At 52.9% G+C, this 19,769-nt stretch carries 17 protein-coding genes and 1 riboswitch; of the genes, 14 read left to right on the forward strand and 3 right to left on the reverse strand.

Annotated elements, in window-relative coordinates; genetic code table 11:
* Positions 1-11 precede the first annotated feature (11 nt).
* The 10 genes from CHM34_RS07970 to CHM34_RS08015 all read left to right on the forward strand — a co-directional run bounded on the left by CHM34_RS07970 (position 12) and on the right by CHM34_RS08015 (position 11,306).
* Complete coding sequence (locus CHM34_RS07970) at positions 12-752, forward strand: acyltransferase (RefSeq protein ID WP_094264074.1); 741 nt, start codon at positions 12-14, stop codon at positions 750-752.
* A gap of 21 nt (positions 753-773) precedes the next feature.
* Positions 774-2,237: a lipopolysaccharide biosynthesis protein gene (locus tag CHM34_RS07975; RefSeq protein WP_094264075.1), complete on the forward strand. Its 1,464-nt coding sequence runs from the start codon at positions 774-776 to the stop codon at positions 2,235-2,237.
* A gap of 6 nt (positions 2,238-2,243) precedes the next feature.
* The gene (locus CHM34_RS07980) at positions 2,244-3,644 is read left to right on the forward strand and encodes an O-antigen ligase family protein (protein ID WP_094264076.1); all 1,401 of its coding nucleotides are present in this window, start codon (positions 2,244-2,246) and stop codon (positions 3,642-3,644) included.
* A 29-nt stretch (positions 3,645-3,673) separates the two neighbouring features.
* A complete protein-coding gene (locus CHM34_RS07985) occupies positions 3,674-4,786 on the forward strand; it encodes a glycosyltransferase family 4 protein (protein ID WP_169713647.1) in 1,113 nt (370 codons plus the stop codon).
* Between the two features lie 14 nt (positions 4,787-4,800).
* Positions 4,801-6,075, forward strand: coding sequence for a glycosyltransferase family 4 protein (locus tag CHM34_RS07990; RefSeq protein WP_094264078.1), 1,275 nt, complete (start codon positions 4,801-4,803; stop codon positions 6,073-6,075).
* A 284-nt stretch (positions 6,076-6,359) separates the two neighbouring features.
* Positions 6,360-7,283: an SDR family oxidoreductase gene (locus CHM34_RS07995; protein WP_094264079.1), complete on the forward strand. Its 924-nt coding sequence runs from the start codon at positions 6,360-6,362 to the stop codon at positions 7,281-7,283.
* Positions 7,284-7,554: 271 nt separating this feature from the next.
* The gene (locus CHM34_RS08000) at positions 7,555-8,208 is read left to right on the forward strand and encodes a sugar transferase (RefSeq protein WP_094264080.1); all 654 of its coding nucleotides are present in this window, start codon (positions 7,555-7,557) and stop codon (positions 8,206-8,208) included.
* A gap of 433 nt (positions 8,209-8,641) precedes the next feature.
* A riboswitch (SAM riboswitch) is annotated at positions 8,642-8,756 on the forward strand.
* Between the two features lie 70 nt (positions 8,757-8,826).
* A complete protein-coding gene (locus tag CHM34_RS08005; RefSeq protein WP_094264081.1) occupies positions 8,827-9,819 on the forward strand; it encodes a methionine ABC transporter ATP-binding protein in 993 nt (330 codons plus the stop codon).
* Entirely contained in the window at positions 9,809-10,465 is a 657-nt protein-coding gene (locus CHM34_RS08010) for a methionine ABC transporter permease (protein WP_240511928.1), read from the forward strand. Before CHM34_RS08005 ends, CHM34_RS08010 begins: the two co-directional genes overlap by 11 nt.
* A gap of 37 nt (positions 10,466-10,502) precedes the next feature.
* A complete protein-coding gene (locus CHM34_RS08015) occupies positions 10,503-11,306 on the forward strand; it encodes a MetQ/NlpA family ABC transporter substrate-binding protein (protein ID WP_169713658.1) in 804 nt (267 codons plus the stop codon).
* A gap of 69 nt (positions 11,307-11,375) precedes the next feature.
* On the opposite strand, the gene CHM34_RS08020 is transcribed toward CHM34_RS08015, so the two are convergent.
* The 3 genes from CHM34_RS08020 to CHM34_RS08030 form a co-directional block, all read right to left on the reverse strand.
* Positions 11,376-12,017: a YigZ family protein gene (locus tag CHM34_RS08020; protein WP_094264083.1), complete on the reverse strand. Its 642-nt coding sequence runs from the start codon at positions 12,015-12,017 to the stop codon at positions 11,376-11,378.
* 680 nt (positions 12,018-12,697) lie between these two features.
* The gene (locus tag CHM34_RS08025) at positions 12,698-13,792 is read right to left on the reverse strand and encodes an LCP family glycopolymer transferase (protein ID WP_094264084.1); all 1,095 of its coding nucleotides are present in this window, start codon (positions 13,790-13,792) and stop codon (positions 12,698-12,700) included.
* Positions 13,793-14,127: 335 nt separating this feature from the next.
* Positions 14,128-15,087 carry an LCP family protein gene (locus CHM34_RS08030; protein ID WP_094264085.1) on the reverse strand — a complete coding sequence of 320 codons (960 nt, stop codon included), beginning with the start codon at positions 15,085-15,087 and terminating at the stop codon, positions 14,128-14,130.
* A gap of 123 nt (positions 15,088-15,210) precedes the next feature.
* Between CHM34_RS08030 and CHM34_RS08035 the strand changes: the two genes are divergently transcribed.
* The 4 genes from CHM34_RS08035 (at position 15,211) to CHM34_RS08050 (ending at position 19,646) form a co-directional block, all read left to right on the forward strand.
* Positions 15,211-17,514, forward strand: coding sequence for a S8 family peptidase (locus CHM34_RS08035; RefSeq protein WP_169713648.1), 2,304 nt, complete (start codon positions 15,211-15,213; stop codon positions 17,512-17,514).
* A gap of 95 nt (positions 17,515-17,609) precedes the next feature.
* Positions 17,610-17,828 carry a hypothetical protein gene (locus tag CHM34_RS08040; protein WP_094264087.1) on the forward strand — a complete coding sequence of 73 codons (219 nt, stop codon included), beginning with the start codon at positions 17,610-17,612 and terminating at the stop codon, positions 17,826-17,828.
* Positions 17,821-19,023: a methionine adenosyltransferase gene (gene metK, locus CHM34_RS08045; RefSeq protein ID WP_240511929.1), complete on the forward strand. Its 1,203-nt coding sequence runs from the start codon at positions 17,821-17,823 to the stop codon at positions 19,021-19,023. The genes CHM34_RS08040 and metK overlap by 8 nt, the downstream gene beginning before the upstream one ends.
* A gap of 182 nt (positions 19,024-19,205) precedes the next feature.
* Positions 19,206-19,646, forward strand: a complete 441-nt coding sequence (locus CHM34_RS08050) for a hypothetical protein (RefSeq protein WP_094264089.1) — start codon at positions 19,206-19,208, stop codon at positions 19,644-19,646.
* The last annotated feature ends 123 nt before the right edge of the window (positions 19,647-19,769 follow it).

Below are 19,769 nucleotides of genomic sequence, written 5' to 3' on the forward strand. Positions count from 1 at the left end.
GGGGTGCCGCGATGAGCCATATCATCCATCCGACTGCGAAAGTTGGCGATGGGGTAGCGATCGGTCATTTCTCTGTTATTGAAGAAGGTGTGGTTTTAGGTGATAATGTGACCGTCGGCCATCACGTGACGGTCCATGCCGGGACGGTCATCGGATTCGGAACGGTGATCGCCGACCATGCCGTGCTCGGCCGCTCTCCCCGTCCGGCCGCAACGAGCACGGTCCAAGTGGATCCGGCTCTCCCGGTGCTGGAAATCGGGGACAAGAATACCATCGGGGCGGGTGCGGTTCTCTACCGTGGCAGCCGGTTGGGCCACGATACCCTGGTGGGTGATCAGGCATTTCTGCGAGAGGAATGCATCATCGGCAACCATGCGCTCATCGGGCGCGGTGTGGCGGTGGAAAACCGGGTGGAGATCGGATCCCATACAAAAATCCAGACCGACGCGTACATCACCGCCTATACCCGTTTGGAAGACCATGTCTTTATCGCGCCGGGGGTGGTCACGACCAACGATAACTTTATGGGCCGAACCGAGAAGCGTTTCCGTCATATTCGGGGCCCTACGGTGCAGCGGGGGGCCCGGGTGGGGGGAGGAGCGATCCTTCTGCCCGGCGTGGTCGTGGCTGAGGAGAGCTTTATCGCCGCCGGCGCGTTGGTCAACCGGGATACGGAACCGGCCTTTGTTTATGCCGGGATTCCCGCTAAACCCCTGCGGCCGGTTCCAAAGGAGGAGATGCGCGGAGGTTAGAGAGAGGTAAAGGGGCAAGGTATGCTAGCGAAAATTAAACAACTGTTCTCCGACTCGACGGCTTTTGCCATCGCTTTGATGGGGAACAAGATCATCAGTTTCCTGTTGGTTCCGGTTTATACCCGTCAGTTGGCTCCGTCGGAATTCGGGGATTGGGATCTGACCAACACGATCGCCATGGTTCTTACTTATTTCTGTATTTTGGGGACGGATACCGCCTTTGCCTTCTATTTCTTCGAAGCGAAGGACGATAAGGACCGGCAGGGCTATTTTACCGCCGCTGTCTTTTTCCCTGCTTTGATCAGCCTGATTTTTCTCCTTGTTATCTTTGCGATCAGCCCGACGACCGCCGGTTGGCTTTACGAAGATCCGAGCGGATACCCGCATCTCCTGACACTGGCGGTCCTTGTGATTGTCTTTAACGTGATCATTCAGCAGACTTTGGCCTATGCCCGCTACGACCGTCGAGTATGGACCTTTAATATCGGAAGCATGAGTTTTGTGATCGGGTCCAGCCTGGCCAGTGTCTACTTCGTCGTCGTGGAACAGATGGGCGTAGTGGGGATCTTCTACGGACAGATCCTGGCCCAGTCGATCGTGGCGGCGGTTCTGCTCTGGCATTTCCGGGATAAATTCACCCGGTCGGTCCAGCAAAAGCATTTGCGGGACCTGTTGAGCTATGGCCTGCCACTGTTGCCGGCTTTGATCGCCTTCTGGGTGATGAATGCCGTCAGCCGGCCGTTGATTTACCACTTGGTTTCCTCCGAGGCGGCCGGGGTGTTCGGTTTGGCGATCCGTTTCGCCAGCATTATCGCTCTTTTGACAACTGCTTTTCAACTGGCCTGGCGCCCTTTCTCCGTTTCGATCAAGGATCGGGAGGATGCCAAGTTGATCTACAGCTTACTGGGCCGGGCTTTTCTGGTGGTGGCCACTTTCTGTATCCTGTTCCTCACATTCTTCATCGAACCGATCATCCGGATTGTCGCCGGAAAACCGGAGTACTTCGGGGCTTATCCCTATGTCTGGATGCTGGCGACGGGAACGATTCTTAACACGATGCACCTGCTCGTCGGAGTCGGGTTGATGATCCAGAAAAAGACCAAGGAAGTCTCTAAGACATTCCTGGTGGCCGCCGTTCTCTATCTGGCAGGCAACTTTGCTCTCATTCCCCTGATGGGGCCCTGGGGGACTGCGGCTATGAACGTCGTCACCTATCTGTACGCCGTGCTGTCCATTTATCGAAAGGGACAGAAGGTATATCCCGTCGACTTTCGGTTCCGCTCGATGCTGATCTATTTCGGCGTCTATGTGACCGTTTTGTCCGGAATCACTTATGCTCAAGTGAATGAATGGACCGGTTTGTGGATCTACTATCTGGTAGCGGTTCTTTTCATGGTTGCTGCGGTATTCCTGACAGGGCTGTTTAATATGGAGTCGATCTCCTATTTGCGCAGCCGGTTGCCGAGTATCGTACGAAAAAGGTGAGTGCCGATGAGTTCACTGCTTCTGCCGGGACAACGACAATTGAATCGTCTGTTTCATTGGATGGTGGTGTTTGCGGTATTGGGGCCGACGCTGGGTTTTCCGTTACCGGGGTCGGAATATAAGATGACGTTGTTCCGGATTGCTTTCATTCTGCTGGCGGCCGGTTTAACCGTCCGATGGGTCCGGGAAAACAGTCTGCCCTCCTCCCATATGTATCCTGTTCGCTGGTATCCCGCCTTTTTCGCCTTTTGGCTGATCTATGCGGCGGTTTCATTAACCTGGGTGGGTCATATGGGATATGGACTGCGTTATGTCATCTTTCTCGGGATGATGTTGCTGTTATGCTTGTCCTTCCCCTATTTCCTGAAGACGATCCAATACATGCAAAAAATGGCCAAGGTGCTGTTTGGAGTCTTTGCCACCATCGTTGTCTACGGATTGATTGAAGCAGTCACTTATTGGCATTTGCCCGCTTCCCGCTATGAGTTCGGGGAAGTCTCCCCGAATCCGACTTCTTTTTTTACCAATCAGAACGATTTTGCCACAGCCATTACCCTGGGGCTTCCCTTTTTGGTGACGGGGATGTACATGATCCCGATACACCGGAAGACAAAGGGATGGATCTATGCCACGGGAATCATCGCCCTTTGTTGTCTGTTCCTAACCGGTTCCCGGAGCAACAGCGGGTTTGCCCTGCCCTTGGCCGCAGTGGCTTGGGCGGCACTCGTTCCCGTCTCAGTGGAACGAAAAAAACTGAGCACAAGGAATGTGCTCCGAGGGCTGACGCTTTTATCCCTGGCCGCCGTTATCGTGTCGGCGCTCCTCTCTTCTGTTTTGTCCCAACAAACCCGGGATAAATTGGAGAGTACCCGGGGGATTTTCCAGGATATCCAGGGATCCTGGGAACTTCCCGAAACCGGGGAGAAACCGGGGTTTGAGGAACCGGCCTCCGAGGACAAAAGCATTTCGATCCGGGTTTTCCTGATCCGAAACGGACTGCAATTTTTGCAGAACAGCCACTTTTTGGGTGTGGGCGCCGGTAATGTTGAATATTACATGAAAGGGGCCCCCGGTGTGGAGGACAAGAAGAACATGCACAACTGGTGGATGGAAATTCTGGTCAACTTCGGAATCCTGATCTTTGTCCTCTACATGGCTTTCTATCTCTGGATGTTGTGGCGGCTCTTTCGGCTGTCCCGGGTGAAGGTTTATCCGGAGCTGTCCCCTTTTGTCCGCTGGGGGGCGGTCTCCAGCCTCGTTGCCCTGGTCGGCTATGTGTTCGGGGGGATGTCTCCCAGCACCGCCATTCACTTTACCCCGATGTGGATCGTTTACGGATTTGCACTGACGGTGATCGCTGTGGGAGAGAGGCAGAAAGAAAAGCGGGGATGGAATGCTCCCGCATAATCATCCGCAGCAGGGGTGAGAGCCCGGAGATGAATGAAAAAGTAATGATTCTCAGTTCCGTACACGGATACAACGATTCGCGGATATTTTACAAACAGGCGGTCTCATTGGTTCGGGCGGGTTATCAGGTGGAACTCCACGCCCGGGCCGATTTCGGAGAGCGGGTCGAACAAGGGGTGCGGATTGTGGGAATGCCTCCACCCCGGAACAAATGGGATCGTCTGCTGGGAGGGTGGCGTCTCTTCCGAAGAGCCTTGGCCAGCGGAGCGGATCGATTCCATTTTCACGATCCGGAACTGCTTCCCTGGGGGGTGTGGCTTCGTTGGAGAACCCGGCGGCCGGTCATCTACGATGCTCATGAAGATCTGCCCAGGCAGATTCATACCAAGCCGTGGATTCCCGGACCTCTGAAGGGGATTCTGTCCAGAGTGGCCCATTGGGCAGAGAAGGGGATGGCTCGACGCCTTTCCGCCGTGGTGACGGCGACAGAGTCCATCGCTGATCAATTCACCTCCGCTCCCCGGGTGGAAGTGGTTAAAAACTATCCCCTGCCTTTTGAGATCCCTGCCGGGGAGGAAAACGACGGAACCAACAGAATCCTGTATATCGGAGGGATTTCTTATCTCCGGGGTTATCGGGAGATGATCGCGATGATGGATCATCTGCCTGAAGGTCTGGAGGCAGAGCTGCACCTGATCGGCCCGTTGCAACATATCGATCCGGATAACCGGGAGAGGGACCGGTTAAGGAGAAAACGGATCTACCTCCACGGTCGGATTCCGTTCCAGGAGGTGCAGAGCTGGCTGGCCCGAGGCAAGGTGGGGTTGGTCTGTCTCCACCCTGTGGACAATTATAAGGAATCGCTGCCGATCAAACTGTTTGAATATATGGCCGCCGGATTGCCGGTGGTGGCGACGGATTTCCCCCTTTGGCGACAAATCGTCGTTGAGAGCGGGTCCGGTTGGATGGTGAATGCCCTGGACCCCCGGGACATCGCCGAAAAGGTGACCGGGATCCTCACGGATGATCGGTTGCGGCGACGGATGGGCGAGAACGGCTGCCGTGCCCACCGGGACGTTTATAACTGGTGGAACGAGGAAAAGAAGTTGATCGGCCTGTATCAGGATCTATCCGGAAACTAAGGAAGTGAAATGCGTTGCGTATCTGGATGGCTAACCACTATGCTGTACCGCCCAATCTCGGAGGAATTACCCGACATTATGAAATGGCTCGGGAATGGACGGGGAAGGAAGGAGCCGAGGTGACGCTGTGGCTTTCCTCCTTCAATCATTCCCGGCGCCGGTTCATTGACAAGGAGTCCAAAAGGGAGCTGGAGGAAGTTCCGGTTCCGGGTTTTCATCTGCGGTGGCTTTGGTCTTTTCCGCATATCCGCAACGATTTTCGGCGGGTGCTCAATATGGTTAGCTTTGCTGTGCTCTTCTTCTGTACCGGCTTATTCCAGGCGCGGCCGGATTTGATTTTCGCTTCCTCCCCCCATCTGTTGACCCCTTTTTCCGGTTGGCTCCTCTCCCGTTTCAAGCGGTGTTCCTTCGTCCTTGAAGTACGGGATTTGTGGCCCGACACCCTGATCAAGATGAACGGACTTCAAAACCCGATCGTCATTAAACTACTTAACTGGATGGAGTCCTTTTTGTACCGGCGGGCGGATAAAATCGTTGTATTGACGGAATATCAGCGTAAATTCATTACGGCCAAAGGGATCGACCCTCGAAAGATTTCCCTGATCCCCAACGGGATCGCCGTTGATTCCTGGAAGGAAGAAGCCCCCCGTGTCCAGGAATACCGTCGCCGGATGGGTATAGCCCCGGATCAGTTTACGGCGCTTTACGCCGGCGCCCACGGTCCTGCCAATGCACTGGAACATGTCGTCAGGGCCGGTGCTTACCTTCCTGACGGCTATGCCCTTGTGCTGATCGGGGACGGACCGGAAAAGGAACGATTGAAGCGGATCCAAGAGGAAAACGGCCTTGATCGGGTACATCTGCTGGATCCCGTCCCGAAAAGGGAGATTTATCATTACATCCGGGCCGCCGATTGCGGGATCATATCCTTGGCGGACAATGAAATTTTTCGCGGGGCTCGGCCCAATAAATTGTTTGATTACATGTTTATGGGCCGGCCGATCATTACCACTGTAGATGGAGAAGTGCGGGAAATCGTGGAGGAAAACGGTGTCGGAGTCTTCAGCGGCGCTGAAAACCCTTCCGGTCTGGCTGAGGCCATGATGCGATTGCGGCATGCCCCCCGGGACGAGAAGGAAGCGATCGCCAAAAACGGCCTTCGTTATATCGAACGGTTCGGCGATCGGAGCAAGTTAGCCCATCACTTGTATACAGAACTGAAGGTGTTGGTAGGATTTTCGGTATCCCGCGGGATTCAGTCCGCCTCCAGAGAGGGGAAAGAATGGTAAGTTTGTCGCAGGGAGAACCTTACCGGCGGGAAATCCGTTATCCTTAAAGGAGGCCGATTCCGTAAACCGTTTCGTGCCTCTTCAGGCAACTTGGATCCCTTGCCGGGGTCAGGCTGGCAGGCTGTCTTCGATCTCGCAAGTCAATGCATCATGAGATCCGGATCAGAGGAGTGCGAAACGTTGCCCCCTGAGCCGGCCTGTCGCCTTCCCCGCTGGGTTTCAACCGGGGCACTCGGTACCTGAGAATCGGATGATGATGGATCCGGTGAGAGGGAGTTATAACAATGAAAGTATTGGTGACTGGAGGAGCGGGCTTTATCGGCTCCCATATTGTAGATCAATTGTTGGCCGGCGGATATCGGCCTGTAGTCGTGGACAACTTGAGTACGGGCAGCGAGAATTACCTGCGTTCGGAAGTCCCTTTTTATCGAATGAATATCCAGGATGAGCGCTTGTCGGAAGTATTTCGGGCTGAGCGGCCGGATGCAGTGATTCATCAGGCAGGGCAATCGTCGGTTTCACTTTCCATTGAAAATCCGGCAGGGGATGCTGAGACCAATATTCTCGGTACGATACGCCTGCTGGAAGGGTGCCGCCGGTATGGAGTGAAAAAATTGGTTTATGCATCCTCCGCGGCTGTCTACGGGAATCCGCAGTACCTGCCGATCGATGAAAAACACCCGGTTTCCCCTTTATCCCCCTATGGTATTTCTAAATACACTCCGGAAACATATCTTCAGGCGTACCGCGATTTATACGGTTTGTCGTATACCGTGTTCCGGTATGCCAATGTATACGGAGTTCGCCAGGTCCCTCACGGAGAGGGGGCTGTCATTTCCATCTTCATTGATAAACTGCTTCGTGGAGAACCGTTAACCATCTTTGGTGATGGGGAGCAGACCCGGGATTACATCTATGTGGAGGACATCGCTTCGGCCAATGTGGCGGCCTTGGAAAAGGCGGACGGCGAAACCCTCAATATCGGAACCGGAATCAGCACCTCCATCAATGAACTGATCCGCGTTTTCGAGAAAACGTTAGGCCGGAAAATCGATCGAGCGCATGGAGCGGAGCGGCCGGGGGATATTAAGTACAGTTATTTCGATAACACTCGTGCACTTCGCCTGTTGGATTGGGCTCCCAAAACCGATTTGGAATCAGGCTTAAAACGGACTTTCGAATACTACAGTCAAGCCTGTATGCAATAGTTCGGTCACTTTCCCGGATGTGAAGAGACGGCGGTACGGCAGAAGTGATCCGGCCGCTCCGGTGTTTCTGTAATCTCCGTGTAAAGTTCCTGTAAAATACATGTCCAAATGTATTGTAAATCCCGGCTTTCTACAGTATACTTGATATCAGTTAAGATTGATGGAACACGGAACAGACGGAGCTTAATCCCGGGTTGAAACGCTTGTCATGCTTCGCGCGGCATCGCGGGATTCGACATTCATATTCACATACGGCAGGGGTGGTTTGCGGATGCCTTCTAATGCCGAGGCTTTTCATACGGATTCGCAAGCGCAAACCGACGGTTTGCGGGATACATCTTCATCCGGGTTTTATTCGGTGGCGAAACGGAGCTTTGAGCTCATCTTTTCAATTGCACTTTTATTGTTTACTCTCCCCGTACTGGTATTGACCGGGTTGGCCATAAAATTGGAGTCGAAGGGACCTGTTTTTTACAAACAGGAACGTATAGGCCTTAATGGGCGGCGCTTTCATATCGTCAAACTGCGTTCCATGCGGATCGACGCTGAAAAAAACGGTCCGCAGTGGGCTTCCAAACAAGATCCCCGCGTAACGCGGGTCGGACGTTTTATCCGTAAAACGCGGATTGACGAGGTTCCCCAGTTGATCAATGTGATCCGCGGGGATATGAGCCTGATCGGCCCCCGTCCGGAAAGGTTCGTGTTTATCGAACAGTTTTCCAAAGAAATCCCCGGATTTAGGCAGCGCTTGTCGGTCAAGCCCGGATTGACGGGCTGGGCACAGGTTAACGGCGGGTATGACGCTACGCCGGCGGAAAAGTTTTCGTTGGATATGTACTATATTCAGTGTCGGTCTTTTACCCTCGATATGAAAATCCTGTACCGTACGGTCTGGGTCGTTCTCTCCGGAAGCGGAGCCCGTTAAGAAACAAGGGTTGCCCATTGAGGGCAACCCTTTCCTTACGCTCTATAATCAAAAGTTCATCCCTTGTTGGATCAATGGAAAACAAGGGGATTTTTAGCTCTTAAAAAATCATACGCAGGGACAGGAAAAACAACATCCAGAGAGGAATGCTCATCAGAGCGGCGTTGAAAATGCCCAACCATAAAGTTTTCCCAACTACGGTGTAGTTCATTTAGGGCACCCCCGAGTACCTCTTAGTGATTCTTATTATACGGCAATCCGAGGGTGAATAGTGGAGTTTTCGTCATTTGTAAACGAAATGTAATGTCGGAGTTAAATTAGTAACAATTGAGTAGGGAAACTCCTTGGATATTTTATTTAGATAATTTTTCTTGTTGACGCTGTTTTCGGTTTCGTGCTACGATTTCCTTTGAACAACTTTAAACGTCGTGTTCTCTTATCTAGAGAGGTGGAGGGACTGGCCCGATGAAGCCCGGCAACCGACCGTGGGGATTAAAAAACGGTTAAGGTGCCAATTCCTGCAGAACCGGAGTTCTGACAGATGAGAGAGGAAACAGCATTCCATTCCTTTCTGCATCTGGCGGAAAGGATTTTTTATGTATAGGCGGTGATGATTCCATGATTCATCTGAAGGATATCAACAAAACGTTTCAATCGAATAGAGACACGGAGCCGGTAACCGCCTTGTCCGATGTCAACTTGCACATCGAACCGGGTGAGATTTACGGCATCATCGGGCGCAGCGGAGCGGGGAAAAGCACACTGTTGCGGCTGGTCAACGGTCTGGAGACACCCACCTCCGGTGAGGTGTGGGTGGGAGGCCGGGAAATCTCGCAGATGAAGGAACGGGAATTGCGTACAGCCCGGCAAAAAATCGGTATGATCTTTCAACATTTCAACCTGTTGTGGTCTCGGACCGTCTGGGATAATGTAGCCTTCCCTCTGGAAGTGGCGGGAAAGTCCAAGGCTGAGATCAAGAGGAAAGTCGGCGGACTCCTGGATCGAGTCGGTTTGTCCGAACGGGCCGGATCTTATCCCTCCCAATTGAGCGGAGGGCAAAAACAGCGTGTGGGAATCGCCCGGGCCTTGGCCAATGAACCGGATGTCTTATTGTGTGATGAAGCCACTTCCGCTGTGGATCCGGAGACGACCTCTTCCATTTTGCAGTTGCTTCGGGAGATTAACCGGGATACCGGAATTACTTTATTGCTGATCACCCATGAGATGAGTGTCGTCGAGGCGGTCTGTCAAAGGGTGGCTGTGATGGAATGGGGCCGTATCATCGAAACCGGGGACGTCCAGGAGATCTTCAGGAATCCACGTCATTCGATCACCAAACAGTTCGTGAAACAGACACTGCTCGAGTCTGAAGACGGGGACCGGAAGGACGACGAAGGCGTTGTGGTTCATTGCTCCCTGTCCGTTTTCACTGAAAAATGGAGTCAACTGGAATCCCAAAAGGGACTATCGGTTCATGTGTTGGAAGGTGAGCTTTCCTCCACCGACGGGATCGCTCTTCGGCTGGCAGGCCGTCGGGAAGAAGTAGAGAAAGCGGTAGGAATTCTTAAAGGAGAAGACGCGGGAACGGAGGTGATGGCCGGTGTTCAGTGAAGTAAACTGGGACTTGATATGGGAAGCGACTGGACAGACAATCTATATGGTGGGAATCTCCACCCTGTTTACGGCACTAATCGGGATTCCCTTGGGAATCCTGCTGGTCATTACCGACCGGGGCCGGATTTGGCCGCAGCCTTGGCTGCAAAGAATCGTCGGAACCGTTGTCAACTTATTCCGAGCGGTTCCCTTTATTGTTCTGGTCCTCTTTTTGTTTCCGGTCTCGGAGTTCCTCGTCGGGTCCACCCTGGGGGCTACTGCCGCCACAGTTCCTCTGATCGCCGGTGCTGCTCCCTTTTACGCCAGAATGGTGGAGACGGCGATTCGGGAAGTGGATAAGGGTGTGGTGGAGGCCGCCCAGTCCATGGGTACGACCCGCTTTCAAGTCGTAACCAAGGTTTTGCTTCCGGAATCGACCCCGGCCCTCGTCTCCGGCTTAACAGTCACCTGTGTCACACTGGTCAGCTTTTCGGCCATGGCCGGTGTCGTCGGCGGCGGCGGGTTGGGAGACGCCGCTTACCGGTACGGTTTTCAGTCTTTTAACCAGGGGATGTTGTACGTTTGCGGAATCCTGCTGGTGATCATGGTTCAGATTGTACAATGGTTCGGTGACTGGATCGCCCGCCGCTTGGATAAACGGTAAAATCTCAAATGAAAGAAGGAGGCGTCATGATCCGATGATCAAACGAATCGCCATGATCGGTCTGTCCGCCGTTCTGTTGGCCGCATTGGCGGCCTGTGGAGGCGGTGCGGCCGATAATGAGAAGAAGACTTTGAATGTGGGGGCAACCCAGGTGCCCCATGCGGAAATTTTGGAACATGTGAAGCCGCAATTGGAGAAGGAAGGAATTCAATTGAAAATAAAAGTATTTCAGGATTATGTCCTTCCTAACAAAGCGGTGGAACAAGGAGAGTTGGACGCTAACTTCTTCCAACACCGTCCCTGGATGGAAGCGACCAATGAGGAGCAGGGATGGCATTTGAAAAAGGTGACAGGGGTCCATATTGAGCCGATGGGCGCCTATTCTGAGAAGATCGACAAACTATCTCAGCTGAAGGACGGAGCGACTGTCGCTCTGCCGAATGCCACCAGTGAAATGACCCGCGTACTTCTGCTGCTGGATAAAGAAGGCCTGATCCAATTGGATAACCGCAAAGGGGATAAAACCTTGAAAAACATTGAGGAAAACCCGAAAAAGCTCGATTTTAAACCCCTGGAAGCGGCAACCCTTCCCCGGGTGTTGGATCAGGTGGATATCGCCGTCATCAACACGAACTATGCCCTCCAAGCAAACCTGGATCCGCAAAAGGATGCTTTGTTCCTGGAGGATTCCGATTCCCCTTACGTGAACATCCTGGCGGCAAAAGAAGGGAACGAAGATAGCGAAGCGATCCAAAAGCTGTCCGAGGCCTTGAATTCACCGGAAGTGAAGAAGTTCATCGAAAAGAAATATAAAGGCGCTGTCGTACCCGCCTTTGATTAAATCAACACATCAGGAATAACCCCCCTGTACGCCATACGGCACAACAGGGGGTTGTCTTTTTCATCTCTTTCATTTTACGGTTCGGGGACGGTAATCCACTTCTCCGTATTCGACGCTCCCTCGCCCGCTGGTCTGCTCGGCGACCAAATCGATCAAGGGTTGTTCTTCCCCATTTGGGACCCATATTTTCCAACGGACCTGATCCGTAAACCGGGGCGGTTCCATCTCATATCCCGTAGCGATGAGTTCATGTTCCAACTTTCCCATGGCCGGGTAATCGGCGGTAATTTCCAAAGATCGGTGAAGATACCAATCCACTTGACCGGCTGCATCCAGGCCTTCCGTCGCTGCCCGGTTGTAGGCCCGGATGAGACCGCCGGCCCCCAGCTTGATTCCTCCGAAGTAACGGGTGACCACCACCGCCGTGTCTGTCAGACCGCGAGAGCGGATGGCCTCCAGGATTGGACGGCCGGCGGTACCGGAGGGCTCCCCATCATCGGAGGAGCGTTGCACTTCCGATAACCGGCCGACCACATAGGCGTAGCAGTTATGAGTGGCATCCCAATGGGTTTTAGCGATTCCCCGGACGAAGGAGGAGGCTTCTTCTTCGGAATCGACACGATTCACATAAGTGATAAAGCGTGATTTTTGAATCCGGATTTCGGTTTCCCCATATCCTTCGGGGGTCGTATATCGGTGGGTCGCTGCCATCGGTTGTTGCCTCCTTTGTCGAGAATGTTTGTTCCGGGTCATCTCTCCGGGAAGTCCCGCTTGATTTGGGAACCTTTGTCGAAAGGGTAGTCGCGGAGTTGATCCCTGATTTATGCTGGGAAACACCAACGGATACTTGTCCGGTTGAAAGGATGGATGGGATCATGTTATTTATGACCAGCATACCGCCGATTTACCGGGATTGCATCTTGATTCATCGATATACGGGTTGTTACCACGTGAAGTCTCCGATCGTCATGTGCGGCTTTCCCCCCAACGGAGAGAACGGGTTCGAAGAGAATCCCGCGGGATCCAGGGGGAACGGCAATGACCGTAAGATCGAGAGTCATCGGTTGAAGGCGGGATGGAGACGAGGGAAATACAAGGGCCCGCCAAACAAAAAAGGCCAATGTTCCATTGGCTCTGAATACCCATCCGGGCATTTAAAAGGAGTCGTATACCACCTAAGCGACTTTTGCCATCCTACCCAGCGTAGAATCTAGGGAGGGCGTTTAGGGGCAACATGCTTCCTTGTGACGCTTCCGAACGGCTTTTCCCCTGTCCGACCGGAAGGGAGCGGCCATCTCCTACTTCCCCGCAGGAGGGCAACGGGAGCCGTGGCGGTACACGATTCCCCCGCCCGAATGTGGCTAATCAACACGCCTAAAGATGGATATCGGTCAGTTGGGGTTCTGGGGTGATCGGTTTCCGGAAGGTGACGGTTGTTGTGTTGGCTCCGTTTCCTGTTCCACCTCGGGAGGGAGTTGAATCGGCTCGATCGGTTCCGGTTTCAGCTCCAACTGCTTCCTCAACAGGTTACTAACCCGTTGGCGTTCCTCGTCATTCACGATATAATACCAATGTTTCAGCCGCGTGTTTTTGCCTTTAAGGGTTACATTTTGAATGTTTTTCTTCGGGATTTCTTTGTAGATGGACTGAAGGTGAGGGATTTTTTTCGGATCGAATCCGATTCGCATGTTTTTACCCACGGCATTTAGCACATCATCGATTTTGGTCACTGTGTTCAGGCTGACTGCTTGATCCATCAGGTTGGTCATGACTTCCCGCTGCCGTTCATTGCGACCGAGGTCTCCCCGCGGATCTTGTTTACGCATACGGACATAGGCGAGGGCTTCGTTGCCGTTCAGGTGCTTGGGGCCCGGTTTAAAGGGGATGACCTCGCCCCCGAAATGGGCTTGTGAAAAGGCGAATTTCACGTTGACGTCAACGCCTCCCAAGGCGTTTACCACGTCGATGAATCCTTGGAAGTTCACTTTCATATAATAGTCCACAGGAACATGGAGGAAGTTTTCCACCGTTTCGACTGTATTCGTGACCGGGCCGGGTCCGTTTTTGTTCACTTTGGATCTACCGTAGTAGGCGGAGGCATTGATTTTGTGCATTTGTCCGTCAGTGTTGGCGATAGGCAGATACGTGTCCCGCGGGATGCTCACCATTTTGACCGAGTGTTTTTTTGGATTGATGGCGGCCAGAATGATAACGTCCGGTCGCCAGTTGTCTGAGGCTGTGCGGGAGTCTGTCCCCAGAAGGAGTATCGTAAAAGGGTCGTCCATCGTAACCGCTTGATCCCGTTTATCGGACTTTTCCCGGTTCAGAGGGTCGAAGGTTCCGGCAAAAGTGTTCCATATCTGCCAAAAGAAATAACCCGAAACGATGAGGACAGCAAACAGGCAGATCAGGATACTTCGGAATATCCATTTTTTCTTCTTTTTCTTTTTCACACGTCGGGATCGGCTCCATTCGATTCGGTCCATGTGATTCCCCACTTTAATACCTGCTATTGCCCCTTCAAGCAACTTTGAAGCCAGATGAGCAATACGGTTTCATCATACTATGATCATGGACAGCGACTCAAGTCGACGAGACAAGCCCTTGTGCAGCAGTCTCCGCGTGCGCGCAACAAAAGGGATATGTGTTGTGAAATAAGAGGAAGTCTGTGGATGGTTAACGAAGGGTTTTCGGTGGAAGTTTCGGTCTTAACCGTTTCTTTACAAACGCATGCCCTTTTCAAGTAACCTGATTTGCCTTGGATGAGTTTTCCGACGGGGGACTAAAAGCTGGGAGCGGGTCCGGAAGGGGGCGGCCCGCTTCACGAATGTTTCTCGTTGGTGTTCAAGTGGCGGAGAAAGATGTCACGGACCCGTTTTTTTTCCTCTTGGGACACGACGAAATAATACCGGTCCGCCCACTCGTCGGTCCCTTTCAACCTGATCACCTCCACTCCTTTTTCCTGCATTTGATTAAAAGCCGCGTAGATCTTCAAAAAATCACGGAACGTCATCGAAGTATCCACATGACGGGTTAGAATCCGCATGAAATCCCGCACTTTAAAGATGGAAGACGGACGGGTCGCTTTGCGCCATAAACTCTTCATCACTTGTTGCTGGCGGCGGTGGCGATCAAAGTCACTGCTGGCGGTTCGATCCCGTACATAGGCGAGGGCTTCGGCCCCGTTCAACGTCATCGATCCCTTTTGAAAATGATGCCCCTTGTAAGAAAAAGAGCGGTTTACCTGTACATCGACACCGCCGAACAGGTCAACCAGTTTGCGGAAACCGGCCATGTTCACTTTTACATAATCGTCGACAGAAACTCCGAGGAACGTTTCAACGGTGTCCACAGTGGAAGAGACCCCTTGTCCCAGGGCGTAAGCGTGATTGATTTTATCAAAACGGGATTGACCGTTTTGCAGTTGCAGCCGGGCTTTCGTGTCCCGGGGGATATTCAGTACTTTCATCGTTTTCTGCCGGGGATTGAGACTGATGAACATGAGGGCATCGGCTCGACCCTGGTCCTTCTTTCTCTGATCCACACCGATAAAAAGGAGCGTGAAAGGGCGTTCGGGAGGAGTGGGAAGAGCCGTTTTTCCTTTTTGAAGGACCGGGGGGCGTACAGATTCCGGATGATCGGTCACCCTGTCCGGAGATTTCCCGGAGTTCTTTCCGGGTGTCTCGAGGGGTAGAGGAAAGTAATGTTGCGTTCCAGTCCAGACGACGAAAAAAACAGCGATAATGGCTGCGATCCAGCCTGCCCGTATCGATGGACGCATGACGGCTGACTCCCCTTGTCCGGCGCATTTTTTTTATTATGAGTCGGTGTTAGCCATTTCATGCGATTTCATGGTAAGCTGAACCTATGGATCAACGATGTGCGGAGAGAGAGTTTTCAACTCATGAAAAAGATCAGTTTAACAGGATTTATCTTGATTTTGTGGATCACTTCTTTAACCGGTTGTCTGAATCAAGGGGAGCCTGGGGAACCTGCTCGGGAAAACCCTGCCGAGCCGACCAAATCGACGGGACAAAGGGAATGGGTGGTTCAGTGGAAGGAAGAGCCGGATCCGGACTTTCTGGAAACGGTTCAAGTTCTTCACGAAACGGAGGAAGAGGACGGCGGAATCACGATGTTGGTTCAACTGAACGAGGACGTGGATGAAAATCGTTGGGTGGATCAGTGGTCCGCACGGGGGGAAGTGGAATTCATTCATCCCAATCACAAATACAAAGTGGAGATGAGGGATGAAGCTTCCGCCTCAGATGCCGGGAATCGATACTATTTGGAAGGAATCAATGCCATCCGGGCCTGGAGATCAGTGGATTGGGTGCTGCAATCGGACCGCGACCCGGTGACGGTGGCGGTGGTGGACACGGGCGTTGATATGGAACACCCGAGTTTAAAGCCCTATTTGGTGGAAGGGGTGAATCTTCGCCAATCCGAACAACCGCCCCAGGATGAAATGGGACACGGGACACATGTTGCCGGGGTGATAGCGGAGGTGTGGAAAGGCTGGAGAAAGGAGAAGAATTCCCGTGTCCCCGGTCGGATTATGCCGGTCAAAGTGATGACCGACGGTCAGGACGGGGATGTATATTTTACTGCGGAGGGCGTTCGTGAATCGGTGCGCAGAGGAGCGGATGTCATCGTATTGGCCCAAGGCAGTTGGACTTATTCGGAAACAATGGCCGATGCGATCCGGTTTGCCGAGGAAGAAGGGGTGGTGGTCGTCGGTTCGTCGGGAAATGCCAGTCTCAATGAAGACGGTGACATTCGGTACAACCGTCCTCTTTATTATCCGGCCGCTTTGCCGACGGTTCTCGGAGTCGGTTCCGTGGATGAGGAACGGCGGGTGGTCATTACCTCCAACTCCGGTCCGGGGATTGATGTCGTGGCTCCCGGAGAGTCGATTTGGGCGGCTGTTCCGGGAGGGGGGTACGGCAGTGATTCCGGCACTTCCTTTGCCGCCCCTCAAGTGGCGGCATTGGCCGCGCTGGTGATCAAACGGCATCCGGAAAGTTCCCCCGCTGAAGTGCGCTCCCTGATCCGGCAGACAGCCCGTCCCCTGGAGGATGAGCGTTGGAATGAACAGTACGGATTCGGAGCCATTGACGTCCATGCCGCCTTGACGGAGGACTTGAAACCGGATATTTTCGAGCCCAATGATCAACCCTCCCGAGCGATGCCGATGTCTTTGGACCAAATGTATCATGCGACCCTGAAGGATCAACAGGACAGGGACTGTTTTCGCATCCATGCCCCCTACTCCGGGACTTTGCACCTCTCTTTAGGAGGGGATGCTCAACACCTGAGGCAGATGGTGTTGAAGGCCGAAGTGGAGAAAGGAAAAAAAGAGGTCCGATATAAGGGAAAGGAAGCCAAGAACGTCCATTTAACCGTTTCCCGGGGGGAAATGGTTGTTTGTCTGTCTTCCACCGGAAAAGGGAAGGGGCCGAAACCTTATACCCTTTCCAACTCATTTCGGCCGGCACCGGATGAATACGAGAATAACGATCATCAGTGGAACGCCTTTCCTTTGGAATTGTCGACAGGGTATTCCTCTCTTTTAGGGACATTCCACAAAAACCGGGACGATGACTGGTTTCGTTTGAAAATTCCCGAACCCGGCCGGCTTCGGTTGCGGGTGGATGTCTGGTCTCCCCGCAGCGATCCGGTGCTTTATATTCAGGAAAAGGGCGGATGGCAGGGTCGGAAAGTGGATGAGGGAGCAGAGGGAAAGCCTGAGACCTATCGGATGAACGTGAACGCAGGCAGCCTTTATGTTCGGGTTTCCGATTATGGGACTCACTCCGTTCCCGATCCATACAATCTCTTTATCGAATATGAGACTCAATCTCAGGATTCCTTCGAACCCAACGATACCTCAGACCAGGCGACCCGTCTGGTCGGGGAAGAGGCGTTAAAGGCACGGTTGGGAAACAGCTCCGACCTGGATTGGTATACCTTCTCCAAAGGCGACGAAAACCTGTCCATCGCCCTGTCGATTCCCGAGGAATGGGGGAAAGTGGAAGCCGTTCTCTACGATAAGGAATTGCGGGTGTTGGATCAGTTGCGGCTGTCTCCGGATCGGAGAAAAGGAACGATCACTCCGGACCTGCCACCCGGCGATTACTATATTCGCGTTCGGGGAAGCAAAGAGGAGACGGAAGGGAAATACAAACTTCGATTGGAAGCCGGCTAGAAGCGTGTGAAAAAAGCCTCTTTATTCCGCTGGGGTTGGGTTCCACACGAATCCTTGGTTTGTAAGAACAACAAAGTTACCTGAAGGGGCACGAGATGAAACGGCTGATGCTCATGCTATCTGGAGGGGCAGAAACTTCTATCGTTTTCATCCGCTGGAACTTGTCATGCCTTTCCGTTTCATGTATTCTTGAAATGGATTTTGCAAAAAACGGGTTGATCGTGTCGGATCATCATCTCTATCTTTCCTCTATCACAGGGGAAAGACCTTTTTGTATGGATGAAGGAGATACAAGGGGGGAGTCCATTGTCTGATCATACGCGTCGCAGTCTTTTCACATCGGAATCGGTGACGGCGGGACATCCCGATAAGATTTGCGACCAAATCTCAGATGCTATTTTGGATAAAATTTTATCGGAAGATCCCAATGCACGGGTGGCTTGTGAAACCTCCGTCACCACCGGTTTGGTTCTCGTTTCCGGGGAAATCTCCACCAGCTGCTATGTGGATATTCCCAAGCTGGTTCGGGATACCCTTCGGGACATTGGGTACACTCGGGCCAAATACGGGTTTGATGCGCAAACTTGTGCCGTTCTGACTTCCATTGACGAGCAATCCTCCGATATTGCCGCCGGAGTGGATGAAGCTCTGGAGAAGCGGGAAGGCCATATGACGGAAGAGGAGATCGAAGCGATCGGTGCCGGGGATCAAGGGCTTATGTTCGGATTTGCTTCCAATGAAACCGAAGAACTGATGCCTCTGCCCATTTCCTTATCCCACCGATTGGCCCGCCGCCTTCATGAAATCCGTACCGACGGGACGTTGGAATACCTTCGCCCCGACGGAAAAACCCAGGTGACGGTGGAGTATGAAGGGGATCGCCCGGTGCGGATCGATGCGATTGTCGTTTCCACACAACATGCGGATGAAATTCCCTTGGATCAGATTCAAAAGGATATCCGGGAAAAGGTAATCGCCCCGGTGGTTCCGGAGGAAATGCTGGATTCCGAAACCAAGTACTATATCAACCCCACCGGTCGTTTTGTCATCGGTGGTCCGATGGGAGACGCCGGTCTTACCGGCCGGAAGATCATTGTCGACACCTATGGCGGGTATGCCCGTCACGGGGGAGGCGCCTTTTCCGGAAAGGATCCGACCAAGGTGGATCGCTCGGGGGCATACGCCGCCCGATACGTGGCTAAAAATATCGTCGCCGCCGGCTTGGCGGACAAGTGTGAAGTTCAGCTGGCTTATGCCATCGGTGTGGCTCGGCCCGTCTCCATCCGCGTAGACACCTTCGGAACGGGACGAGTCGACGAGGAGACACTGGTGGGACTGGTACGCGATCATTTTGACTTGCGTCCTGCCGGGATCATTCGGGAGTTGGATCTGCGCCGTCCGATTTATCGCCAGACAGCGGCTTACGGTCATTTCGGCCGTACCGATGTGGATTTGCCGTGGGAAAAGACGGACAAAGCGGAGCTTTTGAAAAGGGACGCCGAAAGGTAAAAAACTTGGGGTATCAGAACCTGAGCGGTTCCATAACGGCCGTCGACTTCTTGTCGGCGGCCTTTTTCATGGCAAGATGAAAGGTGCACCAACCGGTATAGTAAGGCGGATCAGACCACCTCTCCACCCTGAACCCCCTCTGAAGCCCGTGCATATACTGAGGGCAAAGGAGGACAGATACGATGGAACAGGGGCTTTTTTGGGGGATCGTCGTATTTGCGGCGTTACGATTGACTGCACTTTTTATTGCCCGAATATTTTGTTATCCGATCCGCCCTGATGCCGCCCGACTGGTGATGGTGACTGAAAACAGCCAAGGGTCCGTCGAATGGGTGATTCGCTCCTTTTTCTTTTGGAAATTCCTGAGCGGACAACCGTGTCAGGTGACTTGTTTGGATACCGGTTCTTTCGATGATACTTGTCGCATTCTTTTCCGATTGCAAAAGAGTTATCCCGCTTTGACCGCCTGCGATGATTGCCGCAATCTCTCCGAGGATGAGCTGAGAGAGAAAATCGATCGGGTGGTGCAGAACGGAAACAGTTCTGCGGCGGTGATCGATCTGCGCCATCACACTTGGTCCGTGGCGGCGATGAATCATATTCGAAAATCAACGCTTCTGTGATCGGAAGCCTTTCCGATCGATTGGGTGACTCCCATTTTAAAAAGTGACAGAAGGAAAAGTGCAGTCTCGCGCTTTTCTTCCTGTCACTTTATTTTTCACCACAGGACAAAACCTGTTGTTCCA

The organism is Paludifilum halophilum, assembly GCF_002245355.1.
GTDB classification, from domain to species: Bacteria; Bacillota; Bacilli; order Thermoactinomycetales; family DSM-45169; genus Paludifilum; species Paludifilum halophilum.